This window comes from Rhizobium chutanense (assembly GCF_002531935.1).
Classification (GTDB): domain Bacteria; phylum Pseudomonadota; class Alphaproteobacteria; order Rhizobiales; family Rhizobiaceae; genus Rhizobium; species Rhizobium chutanense.
In genome coordinates this window covers 408,377-431,283 of record NZ_NWSV01000003.1, presented here as the reverse complement: position 1 = coordinate 431,283, position 22,907 = coordinate 408,377, and the positions used below count along the sequence as shown (strand labels likewise).

Genomic DNA, 22,907 nt, shown 5'->3' with positions numbered 1-22,907 from the left:
GGTAAGTCCCTCCCCCTTGTGGGGAGGGGTTGGGGAGGGGTTTTTCCTAAGGCGCGCCCCATCAAACCGTCACCGGCGCCTCCGTCCACCCGCTCGTCCACAATTCCCTCAAGCTGTCGCCTTCGCCCTTGAAGAAATCCGCGGCCTCCTCACAGTGCTCCACCCGGTCGCTGCGGAAATTGCGGATCGCCTGGCGCAGTTCGCACCAGGCGACGATATTGGCGGTCTGCGAATAGTAGATCAGCGCGATCGGCCGGACCGTTCGCTCGGTCGCGCGGCCGAGTTCGTCGCGGTAGCCGAGCTTCAGCTTGCATTCGTCGCGGATCGCCCGGCGCACGATCGCGAGATCCAGGCCCGCCGGCTGCGCGCTCGAGCCCCAGGCGTACAGCGCCTTGCTGTCCATCGCCTGGCGCAGCGGCGCCGGCACGGCGGCTGATATCTTCCGGTTGACCCGGCGGGCCGCCTGTTTCAGCTCCTCGTCCGCCGTCCGGTCGAGCAGCGCCAGCGACAGCACGATCGCCTCCATCTCCTCGATCGAGAACATCAAGGGCGGCAGGTCGAAGCCCGGCCGCATGATGTAGCCGATGCCGCGCCCGCCCTCGATCGGCACCCGCATTGCCTGAAGGGCTGAAATATCGCGATAGATCGAGCGGACCGTCACTTCGAGCGTCTCGGCCATGTGAGCCGCCGTCATCGGCTTTCTGGCGAGCCTGAGGATCTGAATGATCTCGAAAAGCCGCGAGGCCTTGCGCATTTTTGCCTCTCCCATCCCCAACGCTCCTGACAATACACTGTCAGTTGGGTTCCCGTATAGATCCGCCTATCGGATTGAAAACAATCAGGGTCTTTCCAAAAAGCCCGCAGAACTCAAGGCGGTAACTGACATGAACTACCACGAAAACCTCTGGCTCTTCTTCACCCTTCTGTTCGGCATCATCATCGTGCCCGGCATGGATATGCTCTTTGTGCTCGCCAATTCGCTGACCGGCGGCGTCAGGCGGGGGCTGGCGGCGACAGGCGGCATCATGGCCGGCGGCGCGGTGCATTCGGCCTATGGCGCGGCCGGCGTCGGCCTGCTCGTCACCATGCTGCCGCAGCTTTTCAACGTGCTGCTCTTTGCCGGCGTCGCGTATATGATCTGGATCGGCATTTCGCTGATCCGCAGCTCGATCACCGTCGAGGCGGTCGGGCCGGGAACGGCGCGCTCCGGCTGGCGTGCCTTCCGCCAGGGCGCCGTCACCTGTCTCGTCAATCCGAAGGCCTATATCTTCATGTTCGCGGTCTATCCGCAGTTCCTGAAGCCGGAATACGGGCCGGTCTGGATGCAGGGCCTGATCATGGGAGCCATGACCGTCGTCACCCAGCTCGCCGTCTACGGCACGCTGGCGATGACGGCCGGCCGCAGCCGCGACCTGCTCGTCGCCAATCCCGACGCCACCGCCTTTGTCGGCCGCTTCGCCGGCCTGTTGCTGGTTGCGGTCTCCGCCTTGAGCCTCTGGCAGGGTTGGAAAAGCGCTTGAGCTGTTCGTATCACATTGTTTTTATGGCGATCCGGCAAAACGTGACTATCTCCCGCCATGGATTTTGTCATGCTCCCGGTGCAGATTGGCCGCCGGCCGCCTTGGCCTTCAGAAAATTGGAGAGGAATATGAATTGGAAAGCAGTAGCTGCCGCCGCAGCGATGGCCGCAATAGCCCTCGGTTCGGTGACCGCCGCCGACGGCACGCATGATTCGCGCATTGCCCTGATGAAGCAGATCGGCGGTGCGGCCGGCGCCCTCAGCGCCATCGCCAAGGGCACCAAGCCCTATGACGCCGAAGCCGTGAAGGCGGCGCTGACGACGATTGCCACAACGGCCAAGGTTTTTCCCGATCAGTTCAAGCCGGGCACGGAAACGGGCGACCAAGAGGCGAGCCCGAAGATCTGGGAAAACATGGATGACTTCAAGGCGCGCGCCGCCAAGCTCTCCACCGACGCCGAAACCGCGCTCGCCCAGCTTCCGGCCGATCCCGCCGCTGTCGGCGCCACGGTCAACACGCTGGGCGCCAGCTGCGGCGGCTGTCACAAGGCCTATCGCATCAAGGATTGATAGGCCGTTTGATCTGAACTTGATACACGATCCGCGCCGGCCTTGCTGCCGGCGCGGATCACCTTATTCTCCGCCCGTGCGAGGCCGGTCGCAGAATCGCGCCGCACAGAAAATTCGGCAAAAAGGGGAGGCGGGGCATGATCCGCAGGTTCATCCGGTTACTGCTCTGTCTGATCGGCGTCGCCGTCCTTGGCGGGGGCGCCTTCTATCTCGTCACCGCACCCGATCCGCTGCCGGAAAGCCATTGGGCCGGTCTCGGCGCGCCTGATCCGGTCAATGGCCAGCTGGTGTTCTGGACGGGCGGCTGCGTCAGCTGCCATGCCGCCCCGGGTTCGGAAGGCGATGCCAAGCTGACGCTATCTGGCGGTCTGGCGCTGAAGAGCCCTTTCGGCACCTTCCACGTGCCGAACATCTCGCCGGATGAAAAGGCCGGCATCGGCAGCTGGACGCTTGCGGAGTTCGGCAATGCGATGAAGCGCGGCGTCGGCCCTGATGGCCAGCATCTCTATCCGTCCTTTCCCTACGCCTCCTATGCCCGCATGAGCGATAAGGACGTCAACGATCTCTTCGCCTTTCTGAAAACCCTGCCGAAGAGTGCGAACGTCGCTCCCCCGCATGAACTGCCGTTCCCCTTCAACATCCGGCCGGCGCTCGGCGGCTGGAAATTCCTCTATTTCAACGATCAGCCGCGTGTCGCGCTGGCAAAGAGCGACGACAAGATCAAGCGCGGGCAATATCTCGTCGAGGGCCCCGGTCATTGCGGCGAATGCCACACGCCGCGCGATGCGCTCGGCGGCTTCCAGGCGGGGCAGTGGCTGGCCGGTGCGCCCAATCCGGAAGGCAAGGGCCGCATACCCGATATCACCCCGGCCTCCAAGAGCATCGGCGGCTGGAGCGAGGCCGATATCGCCAGCTACCTCGAAACCGGCTTCACCCCCGAATTCGATTCCGTCGGCGGCTCGATGGTCGATGTGCAGCAGAACATCGCCCACCTGCCGGCCGCCGACCGCGAGGCGATTGCCGCCTATCTGAAGGCCGTGCCGGGCCGTTAGAGCGCGCAGTCTCGAGGCTATCGATGAAGACCAAACCGACTCTTGAACAACTCGATCTCGTCATTACCCGCATGCGTGCCGGTCTTGCCGGGCGCAACGTACTGCTTGCCGGCTGGTTCGACGAGACGATGAGGGCGATGGAGGCGCGCTTCGCCGAAAGGCTGGAAGACCCCCGCGATCTGGCGTCGGCGCGCGCCGCTGCTCTTGCCTTCGTCAAGGCCGCGCTCCACCAATGGGCGACGCGGCCGGCGCATGAAAGGCAGAAGCCGCCGACTTAAGCGATCGATTGCATGTAGCGCATGCCGGTGACCGGCCGCGGGGTGAAATCCAGCTGTTCATAGAAGCGGTGCGCCAGCACGTTGCCGGTGGCGGCGCTGACGGAGAGGTAGCCGCAGCCGGCATTGCGGGCAGTCTCGCGGGCGCGGTCGACGAGCAGTTGGCCGGTGCCGTGGCCGCGATGGCCGTCGCGCACGAAGAGATGGTGCAGGTCCATGCCGCGCTTGCCTTCCTGCGCCCTGTAGAGCGGCACGAGAATGGCGTAGCCGATCAGCCCTTCGCCGGTCTCGGCGACGAGCGCCTGGATCCAGGGCAGCGGGCCGAAGAGATCGCGCTCCAGCTGCTCCGGCGTCGTTGCCGCCGCATCGCCGTGATGGCCGGCAAGCAGGGCGATCATCTCGTTGAGCTCGGGCAGGTCGCGCGGCTTGGCGGCGCGAATCGTCACCACCGATGGGCGCATCAGTGAAATTTCGCTGTCTTCGATTTCGGTCATGGTCTTCGCGTCCTTTGATAGTCTGCCGTCAGGACGCTGCCGATACAACAAAGCCGCCTGACGGCGGCTTGTTGACAATATGATCTGTCGGGCCGCCCTTTACAGGTACAGCCAAAAATACGAGCGGCTCTGGTGCGCGTTTTTGATCATGCAGCATCAATCGTCGGAAATGCCGCATTTGTCAATGGCGGATCGCGCGTGTCCCGTCCCTTGCCGTCCGGTTGGCCAAAGGATCTGCGGAATGCTTTGTGGCAGGAGTGACTACGACTGAACCGCGCACCTCGTGCCCACTGCCATCACGGAACGACGAGAGGATTTCCCAATCAAACACCGTCTGGAGGCACAAAGAAGCAGTTAACGCGGTATTTTCCATCTCGCCCCATCCCTGCAGCGTCAGAACGGTCATCTGTTGGCTGAAGGCAGATGTGATAGTCATGGTCGTGAGATGGAATCTCCTTTCCGTAAGGGATTAACAATAGCTGATTTCTGGTCACAAGATGATGGTCTCCCGGATGAAGGTGAATTGAGAATCCGAATGGCCCTTTCGTGACGTCCGAACTCGGAATCGCTTGGCAGTCACCACCGACATCGTTGCCATTGCAACAGGCGGGTGGGTAGGTCCAACCGCCAGCCGCCATGTGGGCATCGCTCTGTGCGAACAGACCCGTCAGTAAGACCGCAAAAGGCACCACAAGTGCTGTTGCTGGTGAGGAAACCATGGACCGCCCCTCGTAGTCCTTCGGCTTGGTGAGCCAGTTGGATTGTGCGCTCAATTCATGGGGTATGGGAAGCAATAGTTTGTGTGAACGTACATCGCTTCGTTGGGCCGGTAGTTGGTGGCATTTGCTACATAACCCCGGGACGGAGAGGGCGCGGCATGGTCCCTTCGCCCCGTTTACGGGAAGGTGGCGGCAGCCGGATGGGCTACGTATCGGCTATCTCAGAGCCCATCTCCATTCTCTTGATATACTATACCCCCCTATGTTATATAAAACCACCATGTCGCACACTACCCTGCAGAAAAAGAAACTCATCGCCCGCGTCAGCCGTTTGAAGGGGCAGATGGAAGCGGTCGAGCGGGCGCTCGAGGCCGAGCGACCCTGCGGCGAAATCCTGCAACTGCTCGCCTCCGTCCGCGGCGCCCTGACCGGGCTGACCGGCGAGGTGCTGGACGATCATCTGCGCGAACACGTGCTGAATGCCGATGACGACGCGGCGAGGGCGGAGGCGGTCGAGGAAATATCGGAAGTGCTGAGAACCTATATCCGCTGAGTGCCGTGACGAAGGAGCCTGTAATGCGTGCCGGAATCGACAAGGCTGGAATCGATGCCCTTGAACATGATCATATCTTCCTCGGCGCCGATCATGCGGTGAACGAGCGGCGCATCTGGCTGGTGATCGCGCTGACGGCGGTGATGATGGTGGCGGAGATCGCCGCCGGCACGGCCTATGGCTCGATGGCGCTGGTCGCCGATGGCTGGCACATGTCGACCCATGCCAGCGCGCTGCTGATTTCGGCGCTCGCCTATCTCTTCGCCCGCAGGCAGGCGCGCAACCCGCGCTTCACCTTCGGCACCGGCAAGCTCGGCGATCTCGCCGGTTTCGCCAGCGCCATCATCCTGGCGCTGATCGCCCTGCTGATGGCCTGGGAAAGCTGGCTGCGCCTTTCGAACCCGGTGCCGATCGGCTTTGCCCAGGCGATTGCCGTCGCGGTGATCGGTCTTGCCGTCAATCTGATCAGCGCCTGGCTGCTGGCCGGCGGCGGTCATGCCGCGCATGGCCATCATGCGCACGCGCATCATCATGGTCACCACCACCATGATCACGGTCATGGTGATCATGGCCATCACGCCCACGATCATCATGCCCACGACCATCATGCAAAGCCCGGCGACAACAATATCCGCGCCGCCTATCTGCATGTCATCGCCGATGCCATGACCTCGGTGCTCGCCATCGCCGCGCTGACGCTCGGCAGTCTCTACGGCTGGCTCTGGCTCGATCCCATCATGGGCATCGTCGGCGGCCTTGTTATCGCCAACTGGTCCTGGAGCCTGATGAAAGCCTCGGGCGGCGTTCTCCTCGACGTCGTCCCGCACGGCGAGACGCTGCCGGCGGAAATCCGCGAGGCGATCGAGACCGGGGAAGACCGGATCACCGATCTGCATGTCTGGCAGGTCGGTCCCGGCCACCACGCCACCATCGTTGCCGTCGTTACCTCGACGCCGCGCGAGCCGGCCTTCTACAAGGGCAGGCTTTCGGCGCTGACGGAATTGTCGCATGTGACAGTTGAGGTTACGCGCGCCGCGTAATCGGGCAGCGCGACGGCAATAGTGTTGCCGTGGGAACGAGATGCCGCCGCAATCTCGTCTTAGCTCTGTTCTCCGACTCACCGGAGGATGTCATGGATCTCAGCCTTACCCGCCGCCTGCTGCTCGGCTCGGCGCTTTGCCTACCTGCTCTGGGCCTGCCCGCGCCGGCGCTTCCCGCCAATGCCGAGGAGGGGGCCGAGCAGGGGGCCGAGGAAAAGACCGGGGAGGGCGACGATAACGTCGAGAGACGTCTTGCCGCGTTGGAAAAACGCACCGGCGGCCGCCTCGGCGTCTCGGTGCTCGATACCCAGACGAGCATCTCTTTCGGCTATCGCGGCAGCGAGGCCTTTCCGATGTGCAGCACCTTCAAGGCGCTGGCCGCGGGCTTTGTGCTGGCCCGGGTCGACAAGGGCGAGGAGAAGCTCGACCGGCGGGTGACCTACGGCAGGGACAAGCTCGTCGACTATTCGCCGCTCAGCGAAAAACATGCCGGCGCCGACGGCATGACGATCGCCGAACTCTGCGAAGCGGCGGTGACGGTCAGCGACAATACCGCCGGCAACCTGCTGCTGGAAAGCTTTGGCGGGCCGGCTGGTCTGACCGACTGGCTGCGCTCGATCGGCGACGGCACGACCCGTCTCGACCGCACCGAACCGACGCTGAACGAGGGCAAAAAGGACGATCCGCGCGACACCACGACACCGGATGCGATGCTCGATACACTCGGCAACCTGACCCTCGGCTCGGTGCTGACAGAGGCCTCCTCGGACCGGCTGATCGCCTGGCTGGTGGCAAGCACCACCGGCGGCGAGCGGCTGAGAGCCGGCTTGCCCCAGGAGTGGAAGGTCGGCGACAAGACCGGCACCGGTCCGAACGGCTCCCTCGGCGATATCGCCGTGATCTGGCCCCCCGACCGCGGCCCGATCGCCGCCGCCGTCTACATCGCCGAGGCGACCGTGCCGGTAAAGGATCTCAACCCGATCTTTGCCGAGGTTGGGCGGATGATCGTCGAGATGGTGTGAATCGCCAGAAAACCCCTCCCCAACCCCTCCCCACAAGGGGGAGGGGCTAACCCGGAGCGTCCGCCTCGTTCCACTCGAAACGTCGCAGATAGGGAAAACCGGTGCGGCAGGTTAAGCCCCGCCCCCTTGTGGGGAGGGGTTGGGGAGGGGTCTTCCTTTTATCGATCCCCCGCCGCGAAATGCGCCATCCGGCCGTCATAGGCTCTTTTGAAAGCCGGACGCGCGCAGGCACGATCGACTTAGGAGCGCAGTGCCGGAAACTCGCCGGCGGCTCTGACCAGGCTACACCCAATCATATGTCCAGATCGTCAGCGCCCCGGTGATGTCGTTTTTCCACTTGCAGGTTCAATGTGGTTCAAGGCGCAGCCTTCCCATCACGGCAACGTATACGCAATCACATAATCACCAGGCGTGGTGCCGACCGAGCCGTGGCCGCCGGCGACCATGACGACATATTGTTTGTTGTCGTCGGCCGTATAGGTCATCGGCGTCGCCTGGCCGCCGGCCGGAAGCCGCGCCTGCCAGAGTTCTTTCCCGTTCATCACGTCATAGGCGCGCAGGTAATTGTCGACCGCAGCGCCGAGGAAGGCGACGCCGCCCTTGGTCAGCATCGGTCCGCCGATGCCGGGCACGCCGACCTTGAAGGGCAGCGGCAATGGCGTCATGTCGCGGACGGTGCCGTTCTTGTGCATATAGGCGATCTTGCCGGTGCGCAGATCGACGCCGGCGACATAGCCCCATGGCGGCGCCTGGCAGGGGATTTTTAAGAGCCCGAGGAAGGGGCCCATGAAGACGCCGTAGGGTGCGCCGTCATTGCGGTTCAGCCCCTGTTCGCTGCCCTTTTCGTCCTGGCCTCTCGGCGGAATGTCGGCGGCCGGCACCAGGCGTGAGGTGAAGGCGAGATAGGTCGGCATGCCGAACATGATCTGCCGCTCCGGATCGACCGCCACCGAACCCCAGTTGAAGGTGCCGAAATTGCCGGGATAGACGATCGTCCCCTTGAGCGAAGGCGGCGTATAACGGCCCTCGTAATAGTAACGATGGAAGTCGATGCGGCAGGCGAGCTGGTCGAACAGCGACACGCCCCACATGTCTTTTTCCTGCAGAGGCTCGGGCGAGAAGGTGAGATCGGAGATCGGCTGGGTCGGAGAAGTATGATCGCCGGTGATCGCGCCGCCGGGTGCGGGAATTTCCTTGACCGGGATGATCGGCTCGCCGCTGCGCCGGTCGAGCACATAGAGATCGCCCTGCTTGGTCGGGCCCACAAGGGCGGGAACCACCGTGCCGTCCTGCTTCGTCAGGTCGATCAGCACAGGCTGAGCCGGCACGTCCATGTCCCAGAGATCGTGATGCACGGTCTGGCGCACCCAGCGCAGCTGGCCGGTGGCGATGTCGAGGGCGACGATCGAGGAAGAGAATTTCTCGACATTGTCGCTGCGGCCGATGCCGAGCTGGTCGGGCACCTGGTTGCCGAGCGGGATGTAGACCATCCCGAGCGCTTCGTCGACGCTGAAGACCGACCAGCTGTTCGGCGAGTTGGTCGTGTAGGTCTGGCCGTCGGCGATCGGCGTCGTCACGTCGGGATTGCCGGAATCCCAGTTCCAGATCAGCGCGCCGCTATTGATGTCGAAGGCGCGGATGACGCCGGATTGCTCCTCAGTCGAATAATTGTCGTTCACCGCTCCGCCGACGATGATCTTGCCGGCCACCGCCACCGGCGGCGAGGTGGAATAATAATAGCCGGCCGGATTGTAGCGCATGCCGGTTTCCAGATGCAGCACGCCCTGGTCGGCAAAACTGGTGCAAACCTTTCCGTCCGCCGCATCGAGCGCAATCAGCCGGGCGTCCGATGTCGGCAGATAGATACGTTCGGCGCAGGGCTGGCCGGCGGCGACGGTTGGATCGGCATAATAGGTGACGCCGCGGCAGGTCTGGTGCTGTCGGTTGGGGTTCATGCCGGAATTGGCGTCGTATTTCCATTTCTCCTTGCCGGTCTTGGCGTCGAGCGCGATCGCCCAGTTGTGCGGCGTGCAGAGATAGAGCGTGTCCTTCACCTTCAGCGGCGTCACCTGATAGGTCGTCTCGCTGATATCCTCCGGCCGTTTGACGTCGCCGGTCTGGTATCGCCACGCTTCCTTCAGCGTCGAGACGTTCTGGGCGGTGATCTGGTCGAGCGGCGAATAACGCTGGCCGAAAGGCGTGCGGCCGTACTGGTGCCATTCGCCATCCGGCACGCTTCCGCCGAAGGCGGGGTTGGCGGCGACCTTGTCGGCCGGCAGCTCGCCGGCGAGATCGTGCGGGTCCCTCGTCATCGAATAGACGGCGACAAGGATGGCGAGGATGACAGGCACGGTGAGCGGCCAGGGATTGGCGCCATAGGTGAAGCCGGTCGGGCTGCGCAGGCCGAGCGGCCGGCGGATCCACGGCGTCAGCAGCCAGAGCCCGAGCAGGATGATCATGCCGCCGCGCGGTCCCAGCTGCCACCAGTCGAAGCCGACCTCCCAGACCGCCCAGGCGAGTGCGGCGACGACGAGCACCGCATAGACCCAGAGCGCCACCGCCTTGCGCATCAGAAGCAGCCCGGCGGTGATCAGGAACATAAGCCCGGCGAACAGATAGAAGACACTGCCGCCGAGTGTCACGAGCCACAGCCCGCCGCCGCCGAGCGCCAGCCCGATGATGATGAAGAAGATCGAGGTGATGACGATCGCCATAAGGCTGTCTCCCGCTTGATTTCGCCGGGTGAGGGATCGGCGGAAAAGCCCCGCCGATCAGCCAGATAGCGCGAAGGAGATGCCTTTCAACGGCCGCAATTGCCGCAGGCCGTCGTCACGGTACGGTTGTATTGGGGCTGCTCACGTCCCGCAGAAGGTCGCAAGCACCCGTTCGTTCGGCTTCGGCGGTTCCAGATAGGCGGCAAAGCCCGGCTGGTCCTCATAGGGTTTCGAAAGCACGGTGAGCAGCGCCTCGAACAGCGAGAAATCGCCGTTCTCGACCGCGGCCTCGATCGCCTGCTCGACCCGGTGATTGCGCGGAATGAAGGCCGGATTGACGCCGCGCATGGCAATGCTGCGCTCGGCCCCGGTTTGCCGATCGCGTGACAGCCTCTCGCGCCATTGGGCAAGCCAGGCGCCGCAGGTCTCCGCCTCGCGGAAACTTGCCGCAAAGGCGGGCTCCGCGGCCTCATCGCCGGCAAGATCCGACAACCGCCGGAAGGTCAGGGTGAAATCGGCGCCCTGCGCCTGCATCAGCGACAGCAAGGCCTGCACCAGTTCGAGATCGCCGTCCTCTTGCCCGGCAAGTCCGATTTTGTCTCGCATGCCGGCCAGCCAATGCGCCTGGAAGCGTTCGCCATAGGCGCGGATCACCCCGTTCGCCTTGTCGACGGCACCGTCCGGCTCTTCGTCGATCAGCGGCAGCAGTGTTTCGCCGAGCCTTGCAAGGTTCCACTGGCCGATGCCCGGCTGGTTGGCATAGGCATAACGGCCGTGCTGGTCGATCGACGAGAAGACGGTCGCCGGGTCGTAGGCATCCATGAAGGCGCAGGGGCCGAAATCGATGGTCTCGCCGGAGACGGTCATATTGTCGGTGTTCATCACGCCGTGGATGAAGCCGACATGCAGCCAGCGGGCGATCAATGCCGCCTGGCGCTCCGAGACTGCCTCGAACAGCGCGAGATAGGGATTTTCGGCCGCTTTCAGCGCCGGATAATGCCGGTCGATGACATAGTCGGCCAGCGCCCGCACGCCGTCGGTGTCGCCTCTCGCGGCGAAATACTGAAAGGTGCCGACCCGGATATGGCTGGCCGCGACGCGGGTGAAGACCGCGCCCGGCAGCACCTCTTCGCGATAGACCGGCTCGCCCGTCGTCACCGCCGCCAGTGCCCGCGTGGCGGGAATGCCGAGCGCAAACATCGCCTCGCTGATGATATATTCCCTGAGCACCGGCCCGATGGCCGCCCGCCCGTCGCCGCGGCGCGAGAAAGGCGTCGGCCCGGCACCCTTCAACTGGATATCGAAGCGCCGGCCGCTGCGGTCGACCACCTCGCCGAGCAGGATGGCGCGCCCGTCGCCGAGCTGCGGCGAGAAGCCGCCGAACTGATGGCCGGCATAGGCCATCGCCAGCGGTTCGGCCCCTTCGGGGACGAGATTGCCGGAGAAGATCGCAGCGCCGTCGCGCCGCAGCGTCTCGACGTCGAGCCCGAGCTCGGCGGCCAGCGGCTCGTTCAGCTTGATCAGCCAGGGCTCGGCCACCGGCGTCGGCGCTTGGGCCGCAAAGAAGCGCGGGGGCAAGCCGACATAGCTGTTGTCGAACGGAAAGGCCGCACCGGGCCGATTTGTCTCAAGGGCGGAGGTCATGCTTCATAGGTAGGGCCGGGGTGTCTGCGGCGCAAGCCGCTCATGCCGGCTGAACGACCTTCACGAACATTAGGGCGATGCAAGGAATCGTGATCCGCCTTTCCCTCTCGTCAAAGCAGCTTTGCCATAAAGGACATAGCGCCGCCATGATCTCAAGCGTATAGCAGATCGTCTCCCCTTTGGCCTTGTGCCATGTCATCTCCGCGGCCTTGCTGCCTTGTGTGCTCCGCCGCGCCACCGCGAGTGATTCCGGACGATGTCGGATCAGATCTACCAGGCGCCGATGGTTCGGCGCGCCGCGCCCAATTTCCGGGTGATCGCGATGATTGTCGCGAGCGCGATGCTGATGGAAAATATCGACGCGACCGTGCTGGCGACCGCGCTGCCGACCATGGCGCGCGATTTCGCCGTCAGCGCGCCGGCCATGTCGATCGCGCTGACCTCCTATCTCCTCAGCCTGGCGATCTTCATTCCGGCGAGCGGCCGGATGGCCGACAGTTTCGGCTCCCGCACCGTCTTCCGCGCGGCAATCGCCGTCTTCGTCGCCGGCTCCATCCTCTGTGCGCTGGCGCCGACTTTGTCCTTCCTGGTGCTAGCGCGGCTCTTGCAGGGCATGGGCGGCGCGATGATGATGCCGGTCGGGCGCCTGGTGCTGATGCGCAGCGTCGCCCGCAAGGATATGGTCAGTGCCATGTCCTGGCTGCTGGTGCCGGCGCTGATCGGCCCGATCGTCGGCCCGCCGCTCGGCGGCTTCTTCGTCACCTATCTCGACTGGCGCTGGATCTTCTACATCAACGTGCCGGTCGGCATCATCGGCATGATCTTCGTCTCGATCTATATCGATGAGGTGAAGGGCAAGGCGAGCGGACCCTTCGATACGATCGGCTTCGTGCTCTCCGGCATCTCGCTCGGCTCGCTGCTCTTCGGCTTCGAAATGTCGAGCCATGAAGGCGAGGGCGCCTTCTCGATCTTCCTGATATCAATCGGCCTCATCTTCGGCATCGGCTATCTCAGGCATGCCCGCAGGCATCCGTCGCCGATCATGGATTTTTCGCTGATGAAGGTGCCGAGCTTCGGCACATCCGTCATCGCCGGTTCGCTGACCCGCATCACCCAAGGGGCGCAGCCCTTCCTGCTGCCGCTGCTCTTCCAGATCGGTTTCGGCCTGTCCGCCGCCGCGGCCGGCCAGATCGTCATCGCCACCGCACTCGGCGCTCTCGCCATGAAGCCGATGGCGAAGTTCGTCTTCAGCCGGCTCGGTTTCCGCCGCAGCCTCGTCCTCAACGGCATCCTCGGCACGGTCGGCTACGGCCTCTGCGCCGCTTTCCGGCCGGACTGGCCGATGCCGCTGATCTTCATCGTGCTGGTGCTCAGCGCCTTCTTCCTGTCGTTCCAGTTCACGGCCTATAACACCATTGCCTATGACGAGATCGACAAGGAGCGGATGAGCTCGGCGACGAGTTTCTACACGACCTTTCAGCAGCTCATGCTGTCGCTCGGCATCTGCATCGGGGCCCTGGCGCTGCACGGCTCGATGGCCTTCAACAATGTCGAGACGCCGTCGCTCGCCGATTTCTCCACCGCCTTCATCGTCGTCACTCTCATCTCGATCACTGCCACGGTCTGGAACCTGCGTTTCTCGCCGACATCAGGCGAGGAGATCAGCGGTTACAAGGCCAGGCGGACGAAGGTTGATGGAAAAACAAAGACTTGAGACGCGTCGCTTGAATCGAATTCTGCGCGCCGCACTCAGTTCTCACCTCCATGTCAGCCGCCATTTCCGCAAGTTTGCGCACGGTGTTGAGATTGCGCGAGGTGCCGGGTTTCAGCGCCGGCAGCTTCAGTTTCGAACGGCCGGACCCATTGGAATAATGCACATAGATCTCCCGGCCGGCGAGCTTCGCCTCCTCGCCATCCGGCGCCACCATTTTCTCCAGCGCATCGGCGGATGCCTTTTCGGGCAGGAAGTAGACGAGCAGGAAGTTCGGCTTGGCGTCGGGGAAAGGGGCGTTGGCGACGATATCGTCAAGCTCTTGACGGGTTCGCACCATCACGCCTGGATGTTTGCCCATCTTGCGGCCGAGCGCTTCATCGAGTTTTTTCTCGACCGTCTTTTCCGCCTCATCCGAGCGGAAAACCACGTTGCCGCTCTGGATGTAGGTTTTCACGTCGGTAAAGCCGAGGTCTTCGCAAATCGCCTTGAGTTCGGTCATCGGCAAAGAGCCAGTGCCGCCGACATTGATGGCGCGGAGGAGGGCGATGTAGACGGGCATTTCTCTCTCCCTTGACCCTTGTGCCGTGGCCGCCCCTCTGCCCTGCCAGGCCTGGCAAAGCAGAGGGGGGTGCCACACGGCACACCCCAACCCTTTACATTTTCCCCGCCACCTTGATCGCAAACGCATATTCGAACGCAATCTCTTCCAACCGCTGGAACCGGCCGGACGCGCCGCCATGGCCGGCGTCCATATTCGTCTTCAGCAGGATCGGCGCTGCGCCCGTCGTCTTGTCGCGCAGCTTCGCCACCCATTTGGCCGGCTCCCAATAGGTGACGCGGGGATCCGTCAGGCCGCCGAGCGCCAGGATCGGCGGATAGGCTTTGGCGCCGACATTGTCATAGGGCGAGTAGGCTGCGATCTGCTCGTATTCTTCCCGGCTGTCGATCGGGTTGCCCCATTCCGGCCATTCCGGCGGCGTCAGCGGCAAAGTGTCGTCGAGCATGGTGTTGAGCACATCGACGAAGGGAACGGCGGCGATGAGACCGGCGAATTTTTCCGGCGCCATGTTGGCTACTGCGCCCATCAGCATGCCGCCGGCCGAGCCGCCTTCGGCGATGATCTTTGCGTAGGAGGTGAACTTCTGTTGATTCAGATAGTCGGCAGCGGCGACGAAGTCCTTGAAGGTATTCGTCTTCTTTTCCATCTTGCCGTCTTCGTACCAGGCAAATCCCTTGTCCTTGCCGCCGCGGATATGGGCGATGGCATAGACGAAGCCGCGGTCGGCCAGCGACAGGCAGTTGGTGTTGAAGCCGGCCGGAATGGTGATGCCGTAGGCGCCGTAGCCGTAGAGCAGGCAGGGGGCGCTGCCGTCAAGCGGCGTATCCTTGCGATAGAGCAGGGTGACCGGCACCGTCTCGCCGTCCCAGGCGGGCGCAAAGACGCGGCGGGTGACGTAGTCGTCGGGATTGTGGCCGGACGGCACTTCCTGCGTCTTCAACAGCGTGCGCTCGCGCGTCACCATATTGTAATCGTAGAGCTGCGACGGCGTCGTCATCGAGGAATAGGAGAAGCGGATGACATCCGTGTCGTATTCCGCAGCACCGGAGAGCCCCAGCGAATAGGCCTCCTCGGCAAAGGCGATCGCATGTTCCTCGCCGGTCGCCCGGTCGCGGATCATGATCTGCGGCAGGCCGTCCTTGCGTTCCAGCCACAGGAGATGGCGGGCATAGGCCATGTGGCTGATGATGAGCGTGCCGGGCTTGTGGGCGACCACTTCGCGCCAGTTTTCCTTGACCGGATTGTCGACCGGCGCTTCCATGATCTTGAAATCCTTGGCGCCGCCGTCATTGGTGAGGATGTAGAAGACGTCGCCGCCCTCGGTCAGCGAATATTCGATGCCCTCCTCGCGCGCTGCCACCAGCTTCGGTTCCGCCGTCAGGTCCTTGGTCGACAGCAGCCGGTATTCGCTGGTCTCGTGGTCGTGAATGTCGATATAGATGACATCGTCGAGCAGCGAGCCGCCGACGCCCATGAAGAAGCCGGCATCGGCCTCCTCATAGACCAGCCGGTCTTCCGATTGTGGCCGGCCGACAATATGGTGGAAGACCTTCGACGGCCGGTGGTTCTCGTCGAGCGCCGAATAGAAGAAGCTCTTGCCGTCGGGCGCCCAGACGCCGCCGCCGCCGGTATTCTCGATCCGGTCGGCAAGATCTTGCCCGGTCGCGAGGTCGCGCACTTTCAGGGTGAAGAATTCCGAGCCCCTGTCGTCATAGCCCCAGATGCCGCGGCTATGGTCGCTCGTATGGTCGAGGCCGGCGAGGCGGAAATAGGCTTTGCCGGCGGCTTCTTTGTCCCCGTCGAGCAGCACCGTGCGGATCGTCTCGTTGGCAACGTCGCCGTCACGGGGAATGCGGAAATAACGCGGCTGTTCGCCGCCGGTGACATAGAAAGTGCCGTAGGCATAGGCGCCGTCCTTCATCGGCACCGAGCTGTCATCTTCCTTGATGCGGCCGCGCATTTCGGAAAACAGCGCCTTCTGCAGCGGCTTGGTGTCCTCCATCGCCGCGTTCATATAGGCGTTCTCAGCTTCGAGATGTTGGCGGATCTGGGGATCGAGGATCGACGGATCCTTGAACATCGCCTGCCAGTTGTCGGCGCGCAGCCAGGCATAATCGTCCGTGCGGGTAATGCCGTGGCGCGTATCGGAGACGGGCTTTTTCGGTGCGGCGGGCGGTGTCGGCAGGCTCTTGAAAACGGACAAGGAATTGGCTCCGGTGGGAATGTCGGGTTGGCAAGAGATAGAGGCGCGCCGCCGCCGGATCAAGCGGCAAGGCTGCGCCAAGGGTGCGGATGACCTTCCACAGGCAAGGAGGCGGCTCTGCCCGCTTTGCCTTGATGTCACCACAATATTTAAGAAAGTCCGCTCTCGTCGCGCGAAATTTGCACGTGCCAAGCCCCCGGCAAGCTGCCCGGGGCAGGGTGAAGAATGGACAACAGTAAGGGATTTTCTCCACAATGCCGAAACGTCTGCTCCTGTTTGTATCCCTCCTTGGCCTTGCTGCCCCCGCCTTCGCCGTCGATCCCGCCATCAAGAAGCAGCTGGAAAAACTCGATCCCTCGACCCGGCTGGAGCAGAGCTGCGACACCGAGGCGATGAGCCGCATCAACAATGACAGCACCGGCTTCAAGCCCGACAAGGTGATCGCCTATACGTTCAAGGATCCGGTCGCCGGCGACAATTCGCTGCAGGCGCCGGGGGCGGTCTTCCGCAGCAAGGGCGACTGGTACCATCTCTCCTACAATTGCATCACCGGTCCGCAGCATATCAACGTGCGCGAGCTCGATTACCAGATCGGCGACAAGGTGCCGCGCGAGAAGTGGGACAAATATTATCTCTACGATTGATATCGTTGGCCTTGTTCAGGCGGCTGCGGTGACATCCGGCCACATGGCGGCGTGCAGAAGCACGCGCTAAAATCAACGGACCCAATCGTAGAAGCCCCGATATGAACCGCATCCTTTTCGCTTCGGCATTCCTTCTCGCCGCGATATCAGCCGCATCGGCAGAGGAATTGCCGTCTGCGCCGCTGATCTCGGCGGCAACAGTTCCGGTTTCGAAAGCGCCGGCGGTAAAGCTCGTCGAGCCGCATCTGCATATCGCCCGCTCCAACCTCGCCGGCCATGCCCGCATCGCGCTGACCTTCGATGCCTGCATGGGCCAGGCTGACGAGCGCATTCTTTCGACCCTGGTGCGGGAACGCATCCCGGCAACGATCTTCGTCACCGCCCGCTGGCTGAAGCGCAACCCCGCAGCCCTTGCCGTCTTCCTTGAGAATCCCGATCTCTTCGAACTCGAAAACCACGGCCAGAACCATATTCCGGCCGTCGATACGCCGACGCTGATCTATGGCATCGCGTCGGCCGGCTCGGCGCAGGCGGTGAAGCAGGAGGTCGAGGGTGGCGCTGCCGCCATGGCCGCGGCCGGCATTCCGGCGCCGCATTGGTTCCGCGGCTCCACGGCCAAATATGACCTGTCCGCCATCGGCGAAATCCGCGCCATGGGTTACCGCATCGCCGGCTATTCGGTGAACGGCGACGGCGGCTCGCTGCTCGGGGCAGCGATCACAGAAAAGCGCATCGCTTCTGCCAAGGACGGCGATGTCGTCATCTCCCACATCAACCAGCCGACCCATGCGGCCGGCGAGGGGGTGGCGAAGGCGCTGGTCGATCTGAAAGCCAAGGGCACCGAGTTCGTCCGCCTCGAGGATGTCGAGGATATGGGTGACGACAAGACGACGGAGTGATTGAAGACAGGCTGCGGGACACCCCACGCAGCGACAGTCAATGCGGGACCTTACCTCAACTCGCTCCCCATCCGCACCACACCCTCTCCAAACCGCCGCAAGCCCGGTCCCTCCCGGTCGAGCGCGAAATCCTCGAACCAGTCGCGATGCATGCCGGCGAGCATGGCGCCGATCATCTGGGCGGCGAGATAGGAAAAGGTGATGCCGTTGCCGCCGTAGCCGTAGGCTGCGAGCACATGCGGCATCTCGGGCACCGGGCCGATCAGCGGCAGGCCGTCGGCCGTCTCGCCGAAGGTTCCGCACCAGGCATGCTCCACCCGCGTATCCGCCTTCGGCCATAGCCGCTTCATCTTTTCCCGGATTGCCATGGTCTTTGCCGGCAGCTTGCGGTCGCGCATTTCGGGATCGGTTGTGCCATCGTCCTCGCCGCCGGCGACGATGCGGTTGTCGGCTGTCGTGCGCATGTAGAGATAGGGGTGGGTGTCTTCCCAGATCAGCGCCCTGTCGCGCCAGAAATGTGCCGGGTCCTGCGGCACGGTGGCGAGCGCCCAGCTCGAGCTGACGCGGTGCAGCTTCGGCATGTCGAAGCCCGGCATCGAATAGCCGGTCGCAAGCACGACATGGCGCGCCTCGATGAGGTGGCCTGCGTCCGTCTCCGCCGTGACGTGATCGCCTTCGCTGTGAAGCGCCGTCACGGAAGCCTTCACCAGCCTCGTCCCGCGCCGAACGGCCATTTCGATCAGCGCCCAGGTCAGGAGCAGCGGATCGCATTCCGCCGAACTCGGCGAAAAGATCGCCGCATCCCGGTCGATTTCGAACTGGGTGAAGAGATCGGGATGTTCGAGATAGACGCCCGGCAGACCCGCCCGGCGGCGGAGTTGACGCTCCTCCAGAAGGTCTCGTGCCCCTTCCTGATTGGCAGCGAGATAGAGCGTGTTGCGCGGCCGGAAGCCGCAGGCAATTCCGTTTGCGGCAATCAGCTTGGAAAGGCCGGCGACCGCGGCACCACTGCGGCGGTAGATGCCGGCCGCGCGCTCGAAGCCGTAATATTCCTCAAGCTCGGTCAGCGTGCTGTCGATTTCCCATTGCAGCATAGCCGTACTCGCCGACGTGCTGCCGAAGCCGGGCTCCTCCCGGTCGATGATCACAACGGAAAAACCGCGCGCCGACAGATGTTCGCCCACCAATGCGCCGGTGATGCCGCCGCCGATCACCGCCACCTCGGCGGAAAAGCTCTGTTCGATCGGTCGCCATTGCGGCCGTAGGCCGCTTTTCCCCCAGAGAGAGCGGCCGCTGACCATCTGGTCGTGATCGGATTCGTTGAGATCGAGATCGGATGCCACCCACGCCTCCCGTTCAGTTCACTTCGGCAATTGCGGCTGCGGTTTTTCCTCGATCAGCAGTTCATCGATAACAGTCATGACGATCAGCGACAGCGGCAGCGCCAGCATGGCGCCGACGGCGCCCCACATCCACGTCCAGAACAGGATGGCGAGGAAGACGACGAAAGGATTGATCTCCAGCCGCCGTCCCATCACCGCCGGGAAGATCAGGTTTTCCATGAGAAGATGCACGGTGAAGAAGGCTGCGGCCGGCATCAGACCGGTGAACAGGCTGTCATAGGTGAGGATGCCGGCGATCGCGACGGCAAGCGTCATCAGCGTGATGCCGAGATAGGGAATGAAGCTCGACAGGAAGGCGAAAAAGCCCCAGAGCACCGGCGCCGCCAGCCCGCCGGCATAGGCAATGACGGTCATGACCACGCCGAGCCCGATATAGATCAGCGAGGCTGTGGCGAAATAGAAGCCGAGCACCTGTTCGACGCCATTGATGACGCGGATTGCCGCCAGGCGCTGCGTGCGGGTGCGGAAGGTCATGATGATTGCCTTGCGCAGGTTGACGCGGCTGGCGAGGAAGAGCAGCAGCGCCGCAAAGAAGATCATCCCCTGCACCAGTGCCGGCGTCAGGCTTGTTGTCACCACATGCAGCACATTGCCGGTGTTTTCGATCAGTGCCCCGATCGACATCGGCCCGCTTTCGAACGTCGCCGGCGTGATGTGCAGCCATTCGATGCGCTCGAGATAGGGCATGACGCGGTTGATGGTCCGCTCGGCGAAATCAGGGGCTTCATTGGCAAACGCCACCAGCGGGCCGGCGAGCGAGTTGACCAGCAGGAAGATCACCAGCGCGACGCAGCTTGACAGCAACACGGCGTTGGCAAGCCGCGGCACGCCCATTTTGCTGAGCTTTTCCGCCGCCATGCCGAGGATCATGCCGACGACGACGGCGAGGGTGATCGGGATGAGGATCAGCGACATCATGTAGACGGCGGCAAGGCCGAGTATGGCGAAGATGCCGATGATCGCCCAGGCCATGCTGATGTCGAGCCCGTCCTTTTCCAGCCGGTGTAGCGGCGGCGGCGGCAGCTCTTCCGCCGTTTTCTTCAGCGTCTGCGCCCAGGCGCTGGTATGGCGTTCGCCGATGGCGATCTTCTTTGCATGTTTGCGGATGCCGTTGGCGATGCCCATGCGGTGAGGTCCCCGAAGCCCCATTGCTTCGCGATGGAAACGCGCTGATGCGGTTCCGGTTCCGCCAGGTTGCCGCCACTGCCGCCGGCATGACGTATTTCCTGCAGCGCAGGCGGGCGCGATCCCCGTCGACAGCGTCGCGATCTGGCCCGATCCCGATCAATACGCAGCCGTCCGGCTCCGGCACCTTTGACGATAACCCCGCCTGCGGCCCGTTAAAGGCACCGGAAGCGACGGATCGTTCACCATCGCCGAGCGGAAACGGCGGCGGACCGACGGGCATCAATAACCCCGCCGGCACCGAGAAGGTCCAATAGCGACCGAGCTGTGTGCGCGTTAGGCCGACAGCGTCAGGCCGATGCCCCAGGGATCCCTGAGGAAGGTGCCGCCGTCGCGTTTCTCGCTCCTGATCTCCAGTTCGTCGAGCTTGGCGACCGCCGCATCCAGCGTCGCCTTGTCGTTGAAGCGGATCTTGTAGTCCGACAGTCCGGTCATGTTGGCGGCGCGTGCCGTTGCGCCGCGGCTGTTCCAGATATTGGCGGCGATATGGTGATGGTAGCCGCCGGTCGCAAAGAAGCTCGCGCCCGGACGGCTCGCCATCAGCTTGAGGCCGAGCACGTCGCGATAGAAGGCGTCTGCTTTCGGAATGTCGCCGACCTGCAGATGCAGGTGACCGATCGCCGTTCCCGCAACCATGCCGTCCCAGCGGTCTTCGGGCGCACTGTCATAGAGCGCCTGCAGGTCGAGGCGCAGCGTCGCCATATCGACCATGCCGTCCTGATCGAATTTCCACTGTTCGTGCGGCCGGTCGGCATAGATTTCGATGCCGTTGCCTTCGGGGTCGGAAAGATAGATCGCCTCGCTGACCAGATGGTCCGAAGCGCCGTCGAGCACGACATTGTTATGGGCTGCATGGCGCAGCCAGCGCGCCAGCTCGACCCTGTCAGGCATCAGGAAGGCAGTGTGGAAAAGGCCGGCGGCGTTGCGCGGCGCGATAGCGGCGTTCTTGGCTGTCGTCAGCGTCAGCAGCGGCTGCCCGCCGGCGCCCAGCACCTCGCCGCTCGCCGTCTTCTCGATGACCTTCAGGCCGAGCATCGATTGATAGAAGCCGGAAACCAGGCCGAGGTCGGCGACGACGAGATGCGACTGGTCGACATAAGCCGGCCGCGTCAGCGCATAGGAAGTTTCGGTCGTCATGGATTGTTCTCCTGCCCTTGATCCGGCCTGTAGAATGGAAGGCGTACCGGCGGTGGCGGCAAAAGTGCCGCCCGCAGCAAGCTCGAGGAAGTTTCGCCGGTTCATTCGCCTCTGTCTCCTCGGCTGCCGTACTTGACCTCTATATGGCGCATTCCGATTGTTCACAGAAGACACGTTTTTGAGGATGAAGCGTTGAGCAATTGTTGACGATGACTTGCGCCCACTTGATCGCGATCAATGCGATCATATCTTTTTAGAGGAAGCTTATGAATCGCAGTCATGGAGGGAGCCATGTATAGGAAGATTATCGTCGCGGTTGCGCTCGGCGGCATCGAAAAGGGAGAGAAGATCCTCCGCAAGGCGGCGTCCCTGCTCGACGCCGGCGGCGAGATCATCGCGCTCAACGTCATCGAGGATATACCGACCTATGTCGCGGTCGAACTGCCGGCCAATATGGTCGAAGACGCCATGCAGGATAGCCGCGACCAACTGGAAACGCTGGTCGCCACCACCGGTATTGCGGCAACCGTCGAGATCCGCAACGGCCCACCCGCCAAAGCGATCATCTCCACTGCCGAAAGCCATGGCGCCGACCTGATCATCGTCGCCTCGCATGTTCCGGATTTTTCCAACTACTTCATCGGCGCTACCGCCGACCGGGTCGTGCGCCATGCCAAATGCTCGGTGCTGGTCGACCGGCAAAAGATCTGATGTGCGGCAGGTCTTGCGGCCTGTCACGAAGATTTACCGCCTGTGCGCTGAGCCGCAGTTGCGCGCCCGTCTGTTCAATGAGACGATTGCAGCCGGGGTCTGAAACGGATTGGCGTGCATGGCCGAATTCAACGGTATTCGCTGGGTTTACGACAGATATGAACTGATCGCCGACGGCATCGTCCATGGCGTCGGTCTCGTGCTGGCGCTGATCGGCGCCACCGTGCTGATCTTCTATGCTACGCTCTGGAGCTCTTACGGCGCGCTCGCCGCCGCCTGGATCTATGGCGTCGGGCTGGTGCTGACGCTCGCCATTTCCTTTTCCTACAATGCCTGGCCGGTCTCGCCCACCAAATGGTACCTGCGCCGCTTCGATCATTCGGCGATCTTCCTGTTGATCGCCGCCACCTACACGCCCTTCCTCCAGCGCGGCGCCGACGATCCGCTGCTCTTCTCCATGCTGGTGGCGATCTGGCTGTTCGCCACCGCCGGCATCGTGCTGAAATGCGTCTTTCCCGGCCGTTACGACCGTCTGGCCATCCTGCTTTACCTCGCCATGGGCTGGAGCGGCGTGCTGGTGGCCGGGCCTGTCGCCGCGCGTATTCCCTCCGCCTCGATGCTGCTGATCGTCATCGGCGGCGTCATCTATTCGCTCGGCGTCATCTTCCATGTCTGGGAGAAGCTGCGCTTCCAGAACGCCATCTGGCACGGTTTCGTCGTTACCGCCGCCGCCGTGCACTATTCGGCCGTCTTCACCTGTTTCAGCCTGTCGGCGCCGGGCGTTTGACGAGAACATGTCGCGCAAAACCGTGCGCGGCTTTGCGACAACGACATGCGTGAAAACAAAGAG

General features: G+C 63.2%; 21 protein-coding genes and 1 pseudogene. 13 read left to right on the top strand and 9 right to left on the bottom strand.

Annotation, left to right across the window (positions count from 1 at the left end; all coding sequences use genetic code 11):
- Positions 1–61: 61 nt before the first annotated feature.
- Positions 62–754, bottom strand: a complete 693-nt coding sequence (locus CO666_RS07155; protein WP_097611367.1) for a helix-turn-helix transcriptional regulator — start codon at positions 752–754, stop codon at positions 62–64.
- A gap of 130 nt (positions 755–884) precedes the next feature.
- Here CO666_RS07155 and CO666_RS07150 point away from each other — a divergent pair, with 130 nt between their 5' ends.
- The 4 genes from CO666_RS07150 to CO666_RS07135 all read left to right on the top strand — a co-directional run bounded on the left by CO666_RS07150 (position 885) and on the right by CO666_RS07135 (position 3,419).
- Positions 885–1,520, top strand: coding sequence for a LysE family translocator (locus CO666_RS07150; protein WP_097611366.1), 636 nt, complete (start codon positions 885–887; stop codon positions 1,518–1,520).
- Positions 1,521–1,648: 128 nt separating this feature from the next.
- The gene (locus CO666_RS07145) at positions 1,649–2,089 is read left to right on the top strand and encodes a c-type cytochrome (protein WP_097611365.1); all 441 of its coding nucleotides are present in this window, start codon (positions 1,649–1,651) and stop codon (positions 2,087–2,089) included.
- Between the two features lie 137 nt (positions 2,090–2,226).
- Entirely contained in the window at positions 2,227–3,141 is a 915-nt protein-coding gene (locus tag CO666_RS07140; protein ID WP_097611364.1) for a c-type cytochrome, read from the top strand.
- Positions 3,142–3,164: 23 nt separating this feature from the next.
- Positions 3,165–3,419, top strand: coding sequence for a hypothetical protein (locus tag CO666_RS07135; RefSeq protein WP_097611363.1), 255 nt, complete (start codon positions 3,165–3,167; stop codon positions 3,417–3,419).
- Here CO666_RS07135 and CO666_RS07130 read toward each other — a convergent pair.
- Complete coding sequence (locus tag CO666_RS07130) at positions 3,416–3,910, bottom strand: GNAT family N-acetyltransferase (protein WP_097611362.1); 495 nt, start codon at positions 3,908–3,910, stop codon at positions 3,416–3,418. The two genes, CO666_RS07135 and CO666_RS07130, sit on opposite strands and share 4 nt — an antisense overlap.
- Before the next feature lie 999 nt (positions 3,911–4,909).
- On the opposite strand from CO666_RS07130, the gene dmeR reads away from it, so the two are divergent.
- From dmeR to bla, 3 genes are all read left to right on the top strand, one after another.
- Complete coding sequence (dmeR, locus tag CO666_RS07120) at positions 4,910–5,182, top strand: Ni(II)/Co(II)-sensing transcriptional repressor DmeR (RefSeq protein WP_049734460.1); 273 nt, start codon at positions 4,910–4,912, stop codon at positions 5,180–5,182.
- A gap of 23 nt (positions 5,183–5,205) precedes the next feature.
- The gene (gene dmeF, locus CO666_RS07115) at positions 5,206–6,222 is read left to right on the top strand and encodes a CDF family Co(II)/Ni(II) efflux transporter DmeF (RefSeq protein WP_097611361.1); all 1,017 of its coding nucleotides are present in this window, start codon (positions 5,206–5,208) and stop codon (positions 6,220–6,222) included.
- A 92-nt stretch (positions 6,223–6,314) separates the two neighbouring features.
- Positions 6,315–7,244 (top strand): class A beta-lactamase, encoded by a 930-nt coding sequence (gene bla / locus CO666_RS07110; RefSeq protein ID WP_097611360.1) that lies wholly within the window; start codon positions 6,315–6,317, stop codon positions 7,242–7,244.
- Between the two features lie 374 nt (positions 7,245–7,618).
- Here the strand turns inward: bla and CO666_RS07105 are convergent, their stop codons facing one another.
- Both CO666_RS07105 and CO666_RS07100 read right to left on the bottom strand, forming a co-directional pair.
- Positions 7,619–9,958, bottom strand: a complete 2,340-nt coding sequence (locus CO666_RS07105; RefSeq protein ID WP_097611359.1) for a glucose/quinate/shikimate family membrane-bound PQQ-dependent dehydrogenase — start codon at positions 9,956–9,958, stop codon at positions 7,619–7,621.
- Positions 9,959–10,099: 141 nt separating this feature from the next.
- Complete coding sequence (locus tag CO666_RS07100) at positions 10,100–11,602, bottom strand: protein adenylyltransferase SelO (protein ID WP_097611358.1); 1,503 nt, start codon at positions 11,600–11,602, stop codon at positions 10,100–10,102.
- Between the two features lie 256 nt (positions 11,603–11,858).
- Between CO666_RS07100 and CO666_RS07095 the strand changes: the two genes are divergently transcribed.
- The gene (locus tag CO666_RS07095) at positions 11,859–13,316 is read left to right on the top strand and encodes an MFS transporter (RefSeq protein ID WP_097611357.1); all 1,458 of its coding nucleotides are present in this window, start codon (positions 11,859–11,861) and stop codon (positions 13,314–13,316) included.
- 46 nt (positions 13,317–13,362) lie between these two features.
- On the opposite strand, the pseudogene CO666_RS07090 reads toward CO666_RS07095, so the two are convergent.
- Together CO666_RS07090 and CO666_RS07085 are read right to left on the bottom strand one after the other, a co-directional pair.
- A pseudogene (locus tag CO666_RS07090) lies at positions 13,363–13,875 on the bottom strand (DUF1697 domain-containing protein); the annotation flags it as partial.
- A 94-nt stretch (positions 13,876–13,969) separates the two neighbouring features.
- A complete protein-coding gene (locus CO666_RS07085; protein WP_097611355.1) occupies positions 13,970–16,078 on the bottom strand; it encodes a S9 family peptidase in 2,109 nt (702 codons plus the stop codon).
- 254 nt (positions 16,079–16,332) lie between these two features.
- Between CO666_RS07085 and CO666_RS07080 the strand changes: the two genes are divergently transcribed.
- On the top strand, positions 16,333–16,722 hold the full coding sequence (locus CO666_RS07080; protein WP_010069440.1) for a DUF930 domain-containing protein: 390 nt from the start codon (positions 16,333–16,335) through the stop codon (positions 16,720–16,722).
- A gap of 101 nt (positions 16,723–16,823) precedes the next feature.
- The gene (locus CO666_RS07075) at positions 16,824–17,621 is read left to right on the top strand and encodes a polysaccharide deacetylase family protein (protein ID WP_097611354.1); all 798 of its coding nucleotides are present in this window, start codon (positions 16,824–16,826) and stop codon (positions 17,619–17,621) included.
- A 50-nt stretch (positions 17,622–17,671) separates the two neighbouring features.
- On the opposite strand, the gene CO666_RS07070 is transcribed toward CO666_RS07075, so the two are convergent.
- Both CO666_RS07070 and CO666_RS07065 read right to left on the bottom strand, forming a co-directional pair.
- Positions 17,672–18,964, bottom strand: coding sequence for an NAD(P)/FAD-dependent oxidoreductase (locus CO666_RS07070; protein ID WP_097611353.1), 1,293 nt, complete (start codon positions 18,962–18,964; stop codon positions 17,672–17,674).
- Positions 18,965–18,982: 18 nt separating this feature from the next.
- Entirely contained in the window at positions 18,983–20,149 is a 1,167-nt protein-coding gene (locus CO666_RS07065; protein WP_097611352.1) for an AI-2E family transporter, read from the bottom strand.
- A 47-nt stretch (positions 20,150–20,196) separates the two neighbouring features.
- Between CO666_RS07065 and CO666_RS07060 the strand changes: the two genes are divergently transcribed.
- Entirely contained in the window at positions 20,197–20,466 is a 270-nt protein-coding gene (locus tag CO666_RS07060; RefSeq protein ID WP_179869627.1) for a hypothetical protein, read from the top strand.
- A gap of 19 nt (positions 20,467–20,485) precedes the next feature.
- Here the strand turns inward: CO666_RS07060 and CO666_RS07055 are convergent, their stop codons facing one another.
- On the bottom strand, positions 20,486–21,451 hold the full coding sequence (locus tag CO666_RS07055; protein ID WP_179869626.1) for a VOC family protein: 966 nt from the start codon (positions 21,449–21,451) through the stop codon (positions 20,486–20,488).
- A 186-nt stretch (positions 21,452–21,637) separates the two neighbouring features.
- Here CO666_RS07055 and CO666_RS07050 point away from each other — a divergent pair, with 186 nt between their 5' ends.
- Together CO666_RS07050 and trhA are read left to right on the top strand one after the other, a co-directional pair.
- A complete protein-coding gene (locus CO666_RS07050) occupies positions 21,638–22,057 on the top strand; it encodes a universal stress protein (protein WP_010063341.1) in 420 nt (139 codons plus the stop codon).
- Between the two features lie 118 nt (positions 22,058–22,175).
- Positions 22,176–22,844, top strand: coding sequence for a PAQR family membrane homeostasis protein TrhA (trhA, locus tag CO666_RS07045; protein ID WP_097611350.1), 669 nt, complete (start codon positions 22,176–22,178; stop codon positions 22,842–22,844).
- The last annotated feature ends 63 nt before the right edge of the window (positions 22,845–22,907 follow it).

Bases quoted from the DNA above. Each gene is read 5' to 3' on its own strand.
- CO666_RS07155 (WP_097611367.1), bottom strand. From the start codon at position 754: ATGCGCAAGGCCTCGCGGCTTTTCGAGATCATTCAGATCCTCAGGCTC.
- CO666_RS07150 (WP_097611366.1), top strand. From the start codon at position 885: ATGAACTACCACGAAAACCTCTGGCTCTTCTTCACCCTTCTGTTCGGC.
- CO666_RS07145 (WP_097611365.1), top strand. From the start codon at position 1,649: ATGAATTGGAAAGCAGTAGCTGCCGCCGCAGCGATGGCCGCAATAGCC.
- CO666_RS07140 (WP_097611364.1), top strand. From the start codon at position 2,227: ATGATCCGCAGGTTCATCCGGTTACTGCTCTGTCTGATCGGCGTCGCC.
- CO666_RS07135 (WP_097611363.1), top strand. From the start codon at position 3,165: ATGAAGACCAAACCGACTCTTGAACAACTCGATCTCGTCATTACCCGC.
- CO666_RS07130 (WP_097611362.1), bottom strand. From the start codon at position 3,910: ATGACCGAAATCGAAGACAGCGAAATTTCACTGATGCGCCCATCGGTG.
- dmeR (WP_049734460.1), top strand. From the start codon at position 4,910: ATGTCGCACACTACCCTGCAGAAAAAGAAACTCATCGCCCGCGTCAGC.
- dmeF (WP_097611361.1), top strand. From the start codon at position 5,206: ATGCGTGCCGGAATCGACAAGGCTGGAATCGATGCCCTTGAACATGAT.
- bla (WP_097611360.1), top strand. From the start codon at position 6,315: ATGGATCTCAGCCTTACCCGCCGCCTGCTGCTCGGCTCGGCGCTTTGC.
- CO666_RS07105 (WP_097611359.1), bottom strand. From the start codon at position 9,958: ATGGCGATCGTCATCACCTCGATCTTCTTCATCATCATCGGGCTGGCG.
- CO666_RS07100 (WP_097611358.1), bottom strand. From the start codon at position 11,602: ATGACCTCCGCCCTTGAGACAAATCGGCCCGGTGCGGCCTTTCCGTTC.
- CO666_RS07095 (WP_097611357.1), top strand. From the start codon at position 11,859: ATGTCGGATCAGATCTACCAGGCGCCGATGGTTCGGCGCGCCGCGCCC.
- CO666_RS07080 (WP_010069440.1), top strand. From the start codon at position 16,333: ATGCCGAAACGTCTGCTCCTGTTTGTATCCCTCCTTGGCCTTGCTGCC.
- CO666_RS07075 (WP_097611354.1), top strand. From the start codon at position 16,824: ATGAACCGCATCCTTTTCGCTTCGGCATTCCTTCTCGCCGCGATATCA.
- CO666_RS07065 (WP_097611352.1), bottom strand. From the start codon at position 20,149: ATGGGCATCGCCAACGGCATCCGCAAACATGCAAAGAAGATCGCCATC.
- CO666_RS07060 (WP_179869627.1), top strand. From the start codon at position 20,197: ATGCGGTTCCGGTTCCGCCAGGTTGCCGCCACTGCCGCCGGCATGACG.
- CO666_RS07055 (WP_179869626.1), bottom strand. From the start codon at position 21,451: ATGAACCGGCGAAACTTCCTCGAGCTTGCTGCGGGCGGCACTTTTGCC.
- CO666_RS07050 (WP_010063341.1), top strand. From the start codon at position 21,638: ATGTATAGGAAGATTATCGTCGCGGTTGCGCTCGGCGGCATCGAAAAG.
- trhA (WP_097611350.1), top strand. From the start codon at position 22,176: ATGGCCGAATTCAACGGTATTCGCTGGGTTTACGACAGATATGAACTG.